Here is a 12,107-nt window from a genome sequence, read left to right on the forward strand (position 1 = left end):
ATGTTAAATCGTTTGATTGACTGGTCTGTCGCTAACCGATTATTGGTGATTCTTGCCTTGATTGCGTTCACGGTTTCGGCCTTTTTTATTATTCCTCGTTTGAATTTGGATGCATTTCCAGATGTTACCAACGTACAAGTGGCAATTAATACTGAGGCGCCTGGTTTGGCTTCGGAAGAAGTAGAACAACTCATAACCTTTCCAATAGAAGCCGTAATGTATGCATTACCTGATGTTGAAGAAGTACGCTCTATTTCTAAAACAGGCTTGTCTGGTATTACGGTTGTTTTCAAAGAAGGCACCGATATTTATTTTGCTCGTCAATTGGTTTTTGAACGATTGCAATCAGCAAAAGAATTGATCCCTGAAGGGGTTGGTACACCTGAAATTGGCCCAAACACTTCTGGTTTGGGGCAAGTATATCAATATTTATTGCTCGCTGATGAAGACTCGGGGTATGACAGCATGTCACTTCGAAGCCTTAACGATTGGGTGGTTAAATTACTCTTAATGCCAGTAGATGGCGTTACAGATGTTTTAGCATTCGGCGGAAATGTTAAACAATACCAAGTAAATATTAATCCTTCTCGTTTGCTTGCTTACCAATTAACTCAACAAGATATCGCTAATGCATTAGAAGATAATAATGACAATGCGGGAGGCTGGTATATGGATAGAGGCCAAGAGCAACTTATTATTCGAGGTGTTGGTTGGTTAAGTAGTGATGAAAAAGGTATTGAAGAACTAAAACAAATCCCTGTTAAAACAATTGAAGGTACTGTTGTTTATCTTGCTGATGTGGCAACTGTTGAGTTTGGAAGCGAAATTAGACAAGGCGCGGTCACCATGAGTAAACGTGTTGGTACTAACGGTAGTAAATTTCTAGGTGAAGTTGTATCCGGCATTGTTTTAAAGCGTATGGGCGCAAATACCAAAGTTGCCATTGATGGCATAAAAGACAGAATACCACTTATTCAACAAGCCCTGCCAAAAGGTGTCACGTTTGAACCTATTTATGATCAAGCAGATTTGATTGAAAAAGCAGTTAGTACGGTCGCTGAAGCATTGATAATGGCTTTTATCTTTATTGTTATCGTGTTAGTACTTTTCTTACTGAATGTTCGAGCTGTTTTATTGGTACTTATTTCTATTCCACTTTCTGTTGGGATGGCATTAATGATCATGGCTTACAATGGCTTGTCTGCGAATTTAATGTCTCTGGGTGGTTTAGCGGTTGCTATTGGTATGATGGTCGATGGTGCGGTGGTGATGATGGAAAATATTTTCAAACATCTCAGTCAGCCAGACCGTCGTCACGAACATAGTCATAAAGGAATGCATGACAGTGAGAATCCTTTTGATGTCGAAAAAGATGTCGATGTTAGTTTACGCATACAAATTGCCGCTAGAGAAGTAGCTAAGCCAGTATTTTTTGCAGTAACAATTATTATGGTGGTTTTTGCCCCTTTATTTAGCTTAGAAGGGGTTGAAGGCAAACTATTTCAGCCGATGGCTATTAGTATTATGATTGCAATGGTTGCGTCTTTAGCCGTATCACTCATTGTTGTACCTGCGTTAGCCAGTTACCTGTTTCAACGAGGTTTTAAAGCTCGAACCAGCCCTTTCGTTAGTGTGCTAGAAAAGCTTTACCGTAGTAGTTTAACAAAAGCGATGAACGCTAAAAAAGTAGTTCTTATCGGGGCTGGAGCCTTGCTTGTTGGTACGTTATTTTTAGTGCCAAATTTAGGCACTGAATTTGTGCCAGAGCTTGAAGAAGGCACTATTAATTTACGTGTAACCATGGCCCCATCAACCAGCTTAGCGACTGCCCTTTTAGTATCCCCTAAATTGGAAAAAATATTACTTGAATTTCCTGAAGTAACTTATGCTACCAGTCGTATTGGCCGAGCAGAAATTGGTGGTGATCCTGAGCCAGTGAGTAACATTGAAATCTATATTGGTCTCAAACCAGTTGTAGAGTGGACCAGCGCTAAAACACGCCATGAACTACAAGGTTTAATGGAAGTAAAACTTGAGAAATTCCCTGGTTTACTACTGAATTTTTCTCAACCTATCGCAACAAGAGTAGATGAATTACTTTCTGGTGTTAAAGCGCAGTTAGCCATAAAACTATTTGGTGCTGATCTCGATGTCCTTGCTCAGCAAGGTCAGGCTATAGTTAATGCTATTCAAGGTGTTGATGGTGCAAGGGATGTCGCTATGGAGCCAATCGCAGGTGAATCTCAGTTAGTCGTTAGACCAAACCGTCGTCAATTATCTCGATACGGCTTATCGGTTGGTGATGTAATGAGACTTGTGCGAAATGGTATCGGTGGTCAGGAAGTAGGACAAGTCATTAATGGTAATGAACGTTATGATATTTATCTACGGATAGACAAAGCGTTTAGAGATCAGCAACAAACTATTGCTGACTTACGGCTACAAGCTCCAACAGGTGCATGGGTACGGTTAGGTGATGTTGCAGATATTGCCATTGAATCGGGTCCCCCTCAGGTACGCCGAGATGATGTCCAGCGACGCGTCGTTATTCAAGCCAATGTACAAGGGCGAGACATGGGTAGTGTCGTAAAAGATATTCGAGAAGCAATAAAAGATAAAGTTGATTTACCTGCGGGTTATTCCGTTGATATAGGCGGTCAATTTGAAAATCAACAACGAGCACAGCAACGCCTCGCTATCGTTGTACCACTTTCTATTGGCATTATTGCGTTGTTACTATATTTTGCTTTTACTAGTGTTGGTCAAGCTATGCTCATTCTGGTTAATTTACCGTTAGCTATGATTGGTGGAATTGTTGCCTTGTATATTTCTGGTCAATACCTATCTGTCCCAAGTTCAATTGGTTTTATTACCTTATTTGGTGTCGCTGTTCTCAATGGCGTGGTGATGGTTGAAGCGATTAATCTACGTATTGAAACAGGTATGGAAAGTATTGCCGAAGCCGTTTACGAAGGCGCTATATCAAGGCTTCGCCCTGTATTGATGACAGCGATTACTTCTGCCCTTGGTTTGATACCTATTATCATGTCAAGCGGTGTAGGCTCTGAGATACAACGACCATTAGCCACGGTAATTGTTGGTGGTTTGGTTACAGCAACGTTCCTTACTTTATTTGTCCTCCCCGTACTTTATGGTTGGTTTTCTAAAGGTCGGATTGAAGAAATGAGAAGGTAATTCTACTTGGTTAAAGTAAATATAACTGTTTGCTTTAACTAGATATCCCGTAGGTATTCGCTACGGGATATCAATTTATAGGAGAAAGTAATGTCAGACAATTTACATCAACACTCAACTAGCCATGGACACAGTCATATTCCTAAAGATATGTCTTCAAGTCGTATTGGCTGGGCATTTATATTAAATGTTTGTTTTACTATTATCGAATTTATTGGCGGCTGGTTAACCAACAGCACCGCAATAATGGCGGATGCGGTTCACGATTTAGGAGATAGTTTATCCATCGGTCTCGCATGGGGATTAAATAAACTCAGCAAGAAAAGTCGCGATGAAACGTTTAGTTATGGCTATCATCGCTTTTCTTTATTTGGCGCGGTTATTAATGGCGTTGTCTTAATAGCGGGGTCAATTTATGTGTTAACCATTTCATTCCCTCGATTGCTATCGCCAGAGATGCCTGATGCTCAAGGCATGTTATGGTTAGCGATATTAGGGGTGACTGTTAATGGTTATGCTGCTTTCAAATTAAGTGACGGGAAAACATTAAACGAACGTGTACTTAATTGGCATTTACTGGAAGACGTTTTAGGTTGGGTAGCCGTATTAATTGTTTCTATCGTTCTAATGTTTATCGAACTCCCAATACTTGATCCGATACTTTCAATCGGATTTACCTTATTTATTCTTTTTAATGTATTAAAAAACCTCCGCACTGCAATACGTCTGTTTTTACAGGCAACACCAGAGCAAGCCATTCAAGAAAAAATAAAAATTGAATTATCAACATTGAAGTTTATTGAAGATATTCATCATTTCCATTTGTGGTCCCTTGATGGCGAAAGGCATGTTCTTACTGCTCATTTAGTGTTGAATCATTACTGTGATCAACAAGAATATATTGAAATAAAGCATGAAATATCGACACGACTTAGCCCTTTTCATCTTGAACATACAACACTGGAATTTGAGTTTGTAGACGAAATATGTAGAGATTCAAAAAGCGATTAGAAATACTTTCAAAGATGAAAAGTAAGCGATCAATTAATCCCACATACCAATAATTTTCAAATTTAGCATGATTATTTCCTAACTAAATCTAGGCGAACAATCATGTCAAAAAACGATAAAATACAATACTGGCAGCGTATTTTTCAGCAGCAAACTGAAAGTGAATTAACCAAAGCTGAATGTTGTAAAACCAGTGACTTAACCCTATCTACATTTTATGCGTGGGCTAAAAACTTAACCCGCATTCGTCACCAACTAAGCAAAAAGTGGTGCCGCTGAGCGCGTTGATCTAGGCAAGGCGTAGTTCGCCGGACGCTCACAGCTATTTACCTTATACCAGCAAGGTGATGGGTTTACTTTTCTAGGTAAGGGGGAAGTTAAACAGCGCCCAGCTTTGATAAGGCTTTCTTTTGATGCACTGCAAGCTAACGGCAGCACACAGTGGTTATGGCAGCAAAGTGCCCACTTTTTAGATGATGATAGCGACAGTTATCAAGTCATACGCGGGATCAGCTTGATGCCTGTTGATAGGCAAATATCTGGGGGATAAATGAACGAATATCGATTGATGTTTGCAATGCTAAATTCTCGTCACCCAGATATACTTAATACCAATAATTTAGCCAATAAAGCTCAGTCAGTAAACCTGATAGCCAGTCAAGCTTAGTCTAGCTAAAAAAGTATAGCGCAAAGGCTAGCCAACTTAAGCCTAATGCACAAACTAATGTCCATACCATAGGCGTCATTTGGGTTGATTCTGCAAACTCTAATTCAAACTCAGGTTCATCGTGTTGTATTTTTTGCTTAGATTTAACTTGTTGCTTACGGGCTTTATCACTCTGTCTTGCTTTAGCTTTATGCTGCTTTTTATATTCAGTAATACCTTTCTCGATACCGTTGGCAATAAGCTTAGTTTGCGCTTTAGTCTGTCCCTCTTTCTGGGTCGACTTGGCAATGGTTAATGCTTGCTCTTGCGTTTCATTTGAAATGGGTTGCTTCATTCTGCCCCTGCAAAATCGAGCTGTCGCCATGCTTCATAGCTAATAATAGCGACAGAATTAGAAAGATTTAAGCTGCGACTATTCGCGGTCATTGGAATACGTAAACGCTGCTCTAATGGCGTTGCATTAATAATGTCCATGGGTAAGCCACGTGTTTCTGGACCAAATAATAAAACATCATTTTCGGCAAAAGCGATTTGAGTATGCGGGCGGCTGCCTTTGGTGGTGCACGCCATAATACGTTTTCCTGCCATAGCCACTAAAAACTCTTGATAGTTTCTATGGCGGGTGACCGATGTTAAATCACTATAATCTAACCCTGCGCGACGTAATTTTTTTTCTTCTAAATCAAATCCAAGAGGTTCGATAAGATGTAAATGTGAGCCATTATTGGCACATAAACGAATAATGTTGCCCGTGTTTGGAGCGATTTCAGGTTCATAAAGCGCAATATGAAACATAGCCACCTTAAGTTCGAAACATAAAAGAGTGGCAAATTATACCTTAACCAAGGTTTGACTGCGAGGCGTTATAAACGCTGATATTATCAAAATGGGCTATACAGCATTGATGGCAATTACCGATATAGAGTTTACGCATAAGCGGTAACCATCAATAAAACAGTGTCTATTTGATTGATGAATTAACTGCATAGTGAGTATATTGAGAAGTGAAATCCCTTGCTTAATTTTCTACTAATATAAGATCTTAGATAATATTGGCACCACTTTCAGGATCACGAGATTGTGCCGCCTGTTGACGTATATCATCGGTATCGCTGCTTATGTCATCGCTTGTTTCATTGTATGCATCATCTAAAGTCGCTTGGGCTTTTTTAGTATTGTGCTCAGCACTTTCTGTTGCATTTAGATGTGTTTCACCTTGTTGATGTCCGTTGGTGACTAATTGTATCCCTTGAGGGAAAATGCGCTCGCGAGCATCGTCCGGCAAGCTGATTTGATTCGCTTCATAGGCGCGCACGAGTAAGCGCATTAAGATTGAAGCCACTTTCGGAACACTATGAGTTTCAGCATTGACCCAAAAATACACTTGTAAATTAATGGTCGATGAACCAAGATTTTGTATCAGTACCTGCGGCTCAGGATCTTTAAGTACGCCGTGATGTTCGGTTATAATCGCCATAGCAATTTCCTGAGCCTTACGGATACTTGCATCGTAGCCAATGCCAATTACAAAGTGGCCACGCATTCTTGGGTTTGCGGTAAGGTTTTTAATCACGTTTTTATAGATAGTGGAATTAGGGATTTGGATATGATTCCCATCGTAGTCGACTAACGTGGTAGCCCTTGCTGTGACTTTCTTTACCACTCCTAAATTCCCTTCGACAGATATGACATCACCTAATTTGAATGGGCGCTGCACACTGAGTAGTAAGCTGGAAATAAAGTTTTCAGCGATGTCTTTAAAGGCAAAACCTAAAATTAGACCGATGACACCAGTGCTACTAATAATCGCAACTGCAAACTGAGTTAGACCTGCGAGGCGCAAAAATATATATAGCCCCAACAAGATGATCAATACGCTGATGCTGCGTTGCATAACCAAACGAATCAACTCACTTTTTGTTACCCAAGCTAACGGACTAATCAATAAGCGAGCTAAAGGATGTGACAGCCAAAAGAGCAGCAAAAATATCGACAGCCCTAATGCCAGTCGCGGTAAATATAGTAAGGCTTTGGCCCAAAACTGCTCAGCATCATGTTGTAGAGGAGCCAAAGATAAGGGGCTAATGGGTTGCAAGTGAATATTATCCACAACTTGAGTCACACCAGGTAAGGCTGTTATGGTTTGCAATATACGATCCTTACTCAATTGATCGATGACTGAGCCATTTAGATTGACGACCGAGCCTTGAATTTCAATATTTATTTCGTTGTTTGGGTCGTTAATTTGTATGAGTTGCGCAACAGTGTCAGACAAAGGTACTGCCAGGGCATCAGTAGACACAAGGCTGGTAAAGCAAGCAAGAGTAGTGACTAAGCTCCAGAGTAGAATCCATTGACTGAATCTTGAGGATGTACTTTGATAACAGCGAGAAAAACTGTTTGAAAAAAAATTACAAATCATAAGATTATCCGCAAAAAAAGTGACCAGTTATTATCTGAGATTAGCAAATAATCCTCAAAGGTACTAAAAATTTTGAGGGTTACCTTCTTAGGTTATTGGACTATATTAGCAGTGCTTTACCCTATTAAAGCATATTAATAAGTCAATATATGAGGTGTGGTTACTTAAAAATCTATGTTGATTAAAATTAAGAGCAGTAACATTAGAAATAGTGGTCTAGTACTTGCTTTGTGCCTTATTGGAAGTCATACAAATCAGTTTATACACGCAGAGGTAATCGCTAACCTCAGTACATTAAAAAGGGAGAGTATCATGGATTTGTTACGTATTTTAATTGCAATTATACTGCCGCCACTTGGTGTGTTTCTGCAAGTTGGGTTAAGTAAGACCTTATTACTGAATATAATTTTAACCTTGCTAGGTTATATTCCAGGAATAGTGCATGCGGTATGGGTGATCGCTAAGCGTTAGTGTTTGCTAAGATAACTGTGCTTAATGATGAAGCGGTTCACGCCGCTTGCATCAATCGGAAAATCTTACCCGCTAGAGTCATTTTTACCTAGCAATGACATGCTTATCGATAATGCCATTACTCCAGCCTGTTATAATATAAGTAGCAGAAGTCTGTTTTTCTATATTAACTAGCTTACCGGTAGACTGATTCTGAGCTTAAGGCCTTGGCGCTGACCAGCAGGGCTGATAAGGTTTTCTGCGACTATACTGCCTTGGTGTAATTTAATGGCAGCTTGAGTAATTGCCAAGCCTAAACCCCAGCCACCACTTTGCCTGTCTCTAGCATCGTCAGGACGATAGAAAGGTTTAAAAATAGCGTCGAGCTCTTTTGGCTCTAAACCTGGACCATCGTCTTCTACCGTTATCAATATGTGCTTACCAACTTGAATTGCGCTAATGGTGATCTGGCTACTGGCATAACAGATTGCATTGCGGAGTATATTTTCTATGGCGCGAGATAATGTTTTTGGATGCTGGGGCAGTTGTAGCGCGTCAGGAATATCAATGTGTAAGTTTTTTCCTTGTTGCTCGGCTTCAAATTCGGCGTCATCTAAAACTTGGCTTAATGATTCTGCTAATTCCAGCATCAGTTTGTTTTCATGGCTGGCTAAGCTTACCCGAGATAGTGTGAGCAACTCGCTAATTAGCGCTTCAAGCTGTAATGCTTCATAGCCGATACGTTCTAGTTCTTCACTTTGCTGACCTTTTTTACGGCTTAACGCTAAGGCTAATTGCAACCGAGTTAACGGCGTGCGCAGTTCGTGGGAGATGTCTCCCATTAACCTTTGTTGATTGGTCACCATAGCTTCAATAGAGTCGGCCATACTGTTGAACGTGAGTGCCAGTTGGCCCATTTCATCACTTCTGCTGGCGGTGGTTTTGTCTACTCGATGCGATAAGTCACCTTGCGCGAGTGCATTGGCACTGCGCTTTAGGCTGTTGAGTGGTTTGCCAAGGTGCCAAGCGAGTAAACCACATAACAAGCCTGAAAATAGGATGGCGATAGAGGCTGTGAGTAGTTTGTTTTCTGAAAAGTAAAAGAACCAGGGCCTAGGGTGATTAGCAGGCACACGACCATAGACCTGAAAGGCTTGCTGGTTAACACTGAAAGATAAAGGGCCAAAAATAAGCTCATTTCTAAACTGATGACTAATTGGCTGCTGGGCATCTTCTGCCATTAATAGAAACTGTCGTAATGAACGAGGCACTTTACGACTATTAATGACTTGACCGTCATCGTTTACAAGGTAGATACGTAGCGGCTTGTTTTGTTTTGAATGTTGGCGATGCAGTTTATATAGCTTATTTGTGGTGAGGATATCGGGTGATTGTTGAATGTCTTTAGCAACGGTTTGCAGCACTTGCTGTAAATGCTTTTCAAGTGGCGCACGGTCCTGATTCTGCATGATAATAGGCAGAATTAACACTAAGGCAATGGTCAAAGAACTGCACAGCCAAAAGCCAATTAACAATTTAAAGAATAAACGATTTAATGGGTTAGTTGTACTCATTAAGGGATCCAAATATAGCCTTTACCACGTAGGGTTTTTACCCTCGTTCGGCCATCTTTTCGCTCGGGTAATTTTTTACGCAAGTTGGATAAATGCATGTCTAAACTGCGATCAAAGGGCATCAACTTCTTACCCAATACACTTTCACTTAACGATTCTTTAGTCACTAACTCACCCGAATTGGCAAGTAAATTAAGCAGCAGGCTAAACTCGGTTGATGTCAGAATAATTAGCTGTTCATTGCAATAAACTTCTTGACGCTTAGGGTCTAGGCGTAAGTCACCGACTTGAATAGCATCATTAGCTGATTGTTCTGCATTGCTCGCACGACGCAATATTGCTCGAATACGGGCAATGAGTTCGCGGTCATTAAACGGTTTTGGCAAGTAATCATCTGCGCCGATCTCTAAGCCAATCACGCGGTCAATTTCATCGCCACGGGCGGTTAACATCAATATTGGAGTTTGCTTGCGTTTACGAATGCCTTTTAATACTTCAAAGCCGCCGAGTTGTGGCAGCATGACATCCAATAGGATCAGATCAAAGTCAGTTTGTAGCGCTTTAGTTAGCCCTTCTTGGCCATCATAGGCCTGGCTGACAGCAAAGCCTTCCATTTCTAATAACTGGGTTAATAATTCTGACAATCCGGCGTCGTCGTCAATAAGTAAAATTCGATTCATTTCAGCCCTCAATATGCATTCAAGCACTTTAGCCTATGGCGAGCTGAGATGAAATCATCATTGCACAGTTTTACATTAGGTCACTCAATCGTTTGCAAAGTTATCATTTTTGCTGGCGTCAGTTTGACGATAATGAAGGTCAATATCATTAATCGCACCCAATAGGGGAATGATCACCGGTTGAACATGTTGCTTGTGCTGGTTCAAGTCTAGATTAGCCGAAGTTTGCGGTAGTGTTGATTACCTAGTTATGCTTACTCGATGATCAATTTTTGTCGCTAAAGTGTTACTCGAACCCTCTTTACACAGTTTTACGCTGTCTTAACCCTCATTGACATTGCACTGAGTAAACTGAGTATCAAATCTGCTGAGGCAGAAAATACCCCCTTTTTTTATACCGAGGAACTTAACATGAAACCATCATCAATCTTAAAAACGAGTTTAGTTGCCTTAGTGGCAAGTTCAGCATTATTGACTGGTCAGTTATACGCCACAGACACAACAGGCAGCACGGTACACACTGAACAAGTTGCCCCTAAAGGTGATAGACAACATGGCCACAAGGGCGGCATGCATAAAATGTTAGGTGCATTGGAATTAACTGACGAGCAGAAAGTGCAAGTTAAAGCGATATTCGGCAAATATAAAGCTAATCGTCCAGAGCGCCCAACAAAAGAGCAACGTGCTACACACAAAGCAGAGATGCTAGCGTTAATTACTACTGCCGGTTTTGATGAAGCTAAAGCCACTGAAATGGCTGAAGCAAAGCAACAGCTGCAGTTACAAAAAATGTTAACTCATCTGAAAATGCAAAACGAAATTTATCAATTATTAACCCCTGAGCAACAACAAAAGTTTCAAGATAGATTTAACTCAGGCAAAGGCCACGCATCACGTCATTAATCATTAGTCTATTTTTATATAGGCTAAATAGATAAGAATAGCTGGAAGAGATAGAAGCCATTACCTCAGGGTAATGGCTTTGTTGTTTATCTAAGCCTGCGACTTATACCTGGTTGAGAAAGGTCACATTTTGTATATGACGATTGGGTTGTTTAGTAAACTTTATCCTAATTCAGTCATCAACTTGCTATAGTAATGGTTGGTAAATTATCAGTATAAAGAGTCGATAAGTTTTTATGAGTGCAACGTCAGAATATGATTTTTGGGTAAAATTGGCCAGCCGTGCTGCGGTAGCGACCGCCCTTTGCTTGATAGTAATTAAGCTTATAGCGTGGTTGTATTCTGGTTCGGCAAGTATGCTGGCATCGTTAACTGACTCTTTTGCTGATGCTTTGGCGTCAATCGTCAACTTTATTGCGGTGCGTTATGCGATTGTGCCAGCCGATAAAGATCACCGTTATGGCCACGGTAAAGCTGAGCCGTTAGCCTCATTGGCACAATCGGGGTTTATTTTAGGTTCTGCCTGCATATTGTTGTTTTACGGCGGTGAAAAGTTGATTAACCCTGTGCCGGTTACCCACGCCACTTTAGGGGTGATTGTCTCTATTATCGCTATTGTGATGACCTTAGCCTTAGTGTTGTTGCAAAAAAGAGCACTGGAAAAAACCAACAGCACAGTGGTTGAAGCCGATGCGTTGCACTATAAGTCAGATTTATTTTTAAACGCAGCAGTGTTGTTGGCGTTAGTATTGGCGCAATATGGTTGGTGGTGGGCTGATGGGTTATTTGCCGTGTTGATAGCCATCTTTATTGGTCAGCAAGCCATTGATTTAGGCTATCGTTCAATACAAAGTCTTTTAGACAGGGAGTTAGATTCTGATACTCGTGAACAGATTAAAACATTGGCTTTAGAGGACAAACGAGTCAAGGGGCTTCATGATCTTCGAACTCGTCAGTCAGGAAAAACCATGTTTATTCAGATGCATTTAGAATTAGATGGTAAACAGCCATTGTTTGAAGCACATTCAATTGCAGATTCGACAGAGAGGCGTATCAGAAATGCCTTTGAAGATGCCGAAGTGATAATTCATCAAGATCCCGTTTAGGCTTTTTGTTGGTAAAATATCATAGTCAGTCACATAAATGGTGTTAAGGTCATGCCTAAGTTTTGTCTCTTAGGCATGAAAACTTAGACATGCAAGAGC

Annotated in this window: 12 protein-coding genes; 7 read left to right on the forward strand and 5 right to left on the reverse strand. The window is 40.6% G+C overall.

The features are described 5' to 3' along the window. The 4 genes from L0B17_RS03190 (at position 1) to L0B17_RS03205 (ending at position 4,756) form a co-directional block, all read left to right on the forward strand. Complete coding sequence (locus tag L0B17_RS03190) at positions 1 to 3,195, forward strand: efflux RND transporter permease subunit (RefSeq protein WP_235087533.1); 3,195 nt, start codon at positions 1 to 3, stop codon at positions 3,193 to 3,195. Positions 3,196 to 3,285: 90 nt separating this feature from the next. After that, a complete protein-coding gene (locus L0B17_RS03195; RefSeq protein ID WP_432299615.1) occupies positions 3,286 to 4,206 on the forward strand; it encodes a cation diffusion facilitator family transporter in 921 nt (306 codons plus the stop codon). A gap of 102 nt (positions 4,207 to 4,308) precedes the next feature. Further along, on the forward strand, positions 4,309 to 4,485 hold the full coding sequence (gene tnpA / locus L0B17_RS03200) for an IS66 family insertion sequence element accessory protein TnpA (protein WP_235087535.1): 177 nt from the start codon (positions 4,309 to 4,311) through the stop codon (positions 4,483 to 4,485). Between the two features lie 115 nt (positions 4,486 to 4,600). Further along, the gene (locus L0B17_RS03205; RefSeq protein ID WP_235087537.1) at positions 4,601 to 4,756 is read left to right on the forward strand and encodes a hypothetical protein; all 156 of its coding nucleotides are present in this window, start codon (positions 4,601 to 4,603) and stop codon (positions 4,754 to 4,756) included. A gap of 118 nt (positions 4,757 to 4,874) precedes the next feature. Here L0B17_RS03205 and L0B17_RS03210 read toward each other — a convergent pair whose 3' ends face one another. The 3 genes from L0B17_RS03210 to L0B17_RS03220 all read right to left on the reverse strand — a co-directional run bounded on the left by L0B17_RS03210 (position 4,875) and on the right by L0B17_RS03220 (position 7,295). Next, entirely contained in the window at positions 4,875 to 5,207 is a 333-nt protein-coding gene (locus tag L0B17_RS03210) for a DUF2956 domain-containing protein (RefSeq protein ID WP_235087538.1), read from the reverse strand. Continuing rightward, positions 5,204 to 5,668 (reverse strand): tRNA (uridine(34)/cytosine(34)/5-carboxymethylaminomethyluridine(34)-2'-O)-methyltransferase TrmL, encoded by a 465-nt coding sequence (gene trmL / locus L0B17_RS03215; protein ID WP_235087540.1) that lies wholly within the window; start codon positions 5,666 to 5,668, stop codon positions 5,204 to 5,206. The genes L0B17_RS03210 and trmL overlap by 4 nt, the downstream gene beginning before the upstream one ends. Before the next feature lie 247 nt (positions 5,669 to 5,915). Next, a complete protein-coding gene (locus L0B17_RS03220) occupies positions 5,916 to 7,295 on the reverse strand; it encodes a mechanosensitive ion channel family protein (RefSeq protein ID WP_235087542.1) in 1,380 nt (459 codons plus the stop codon). Between the two features lie 312 nt (positions 7,296 to 7,607). On the opposite strand from L0B17_RS03220, the gene L0B17_RS03225 reads away from it, so the two are divergent. Further along, entirely contained in the window at positions 7,608 to 7,766 is a 159-nt protein-coding gene (locus L0B17_RS03225) for a YqaE/Pmp3 family membrane protein (protein ID WP_235087544.1), read from the forward strand. Between the two features lie 170 nt (positions 7,767 to 7,936). On the opposite strand, the gene L0B17_RS03230 is transcribed toward L0B17_RS03225, so the two are convergent. Further along, positions 7,937 to 9,319 carry an ATP-binding protein gene (locus L0B17_RS03230; protein WP_235087546.1) on the reverse strand — a complete coding sequence of 461 codons (1,383 nt, stop codon included), beginning with the start codon at positions 9,317 to 9,319 and terminating at the stop codon, positions 7,937 to 7,939. Next, entirely contained in the window at positions 9,319 to 9,999 is a 681-nt protein-coding gene (locus tag L0B17_RS03235; protein ID WP_235087547.1) for a response regulator, read from the reverse strand. The genes L0B17_RS03230 and L0B17_RS03235 overlap by 1 nt, the downstream gene beginning before the upstream one ends. A 411-nt stretch (positions 10,000 to 10,410) precedes the next feature. Here L0B17_RS03235 and L0B17_RS03240 point away from each other — a divergent pair, with 411 nt between their 5' ends. Together L0B17_RS03240 and fieF are read left to right on the forward strand one after the other, a co-directional pair. Continuing rightward, entirely contained in the window at positions 10,411 to 10,902 is a 492-nt protein-coding gene (locus L0B17_RS03240) for a Spy/CpxP family protein refolding chaperone (RefSeq protein ID WP_235087549.1), read from the forward strand. A gap of 236 nt (positions 10,903 to 11,138) precedes the next feature. After that, the gene (gene fieF, locus L0B17_RS03245; RefSeq protein ID WP_235087550.1) at positions 11,139 to 12,008 is read left to right on the forward strand and encodes a cation efflux pump FieF; all 870 of its coding nucleotides are present in this window, start codon (positions 11,139 to 11,141) and stop codon (positions 12,006 to 12,008) included. Positions 12,009 to 12,107: the final 99 nt, after the last annotated feature.

It is taken from the genome of Shewanella sp. OMA3-2 (assembly GCF_021513195.1).
In the GTDB taxonomy this organism is placed as follows: domain Bacteria; phylum Pseudomonadota; class Gammaproteobacteria; order Enterobacterales; family Shewanellaceae; genus Shewanella.

Excerpts from the sequence above, each read along its gene's own strand:
- L0B17_RS03235 (WP_235087547.1), bottom strand. The coding sequence starts at position 9,999 with ATGAATCGAATTTTACTTATTGACGACGACGCCGGATTGTCAGAATTA.
- L0B17_RS03210 (WP_235087538.1), bottom strand. The coding sequence starts at position 5,207 with ATGAAGCAACCCATTTCAAATGAAACGCAAGAGCAAGCATTAACCATT.
- L0B17_RS03230 (WP_235087546.1), bottom strand. The coding sequence starts at position 9,319 with ATGAGTACAACTAACCCATTAAATCGTTTATTCTTTAAATTGTTAATT.
- L0B17_RS03225 (WP_235087544.1), top strand. The coding sequence starts at position 7,608 with ATGGATTTGTTACGTATTTTAATTGCAATTATACTGCCGCCACTTGGT.
- fieF (WP_235087550.1), top strand. The coding sequence starts at position 11,139 with ATGAGTGCAACGTCAGAATATGATTTTTGGGTAAAATTGGCCAGCCGT.
- trmL (WP_235087540.1), bottom strand. The coding sequence starts at position 5,668 with ATGTTTCATATTGCGCTTTATGAACCTGAAATCGCTCCAAACACGGGC.
- L0B17_RS03190 (WP_235087533.1), top strand. The coding sequence starts at position 1 with ATGTTAAATCGTTTGATTGACTGGTCTGTCGCTAACCGATTATTGGTG.
- L0B17_RS03240 (WP_235087549.1), top strand. The coding sequence starts at position 10,411 with ATGAAACCATCATCAATCTTAAAAACGAGTTTAGTTGCCTTAGTGGCA.
- tnpA (WP_235087535.1), top strand. The coding sequence starts at position 4,309 with ATGTCAAAAAACGATAAAATACAATACTGGCAGCGTATTTTTCAGCAG.
- L0B17_RS03220 (WP_235087542.1), bottom strand. The coding sequence starts at position 7,295 with ATGATTTGTAATTTTTTTTCAAACAGTTTTTCTCGCTGTTATCAAAGT.
- L0B17_RS03195 (WP_432299615.1), top strand. The coding sequence starts at position 3,286 with ATGTCAGACAATTTACATCAACACTCAACTAGCCATGGACACAGTCAT.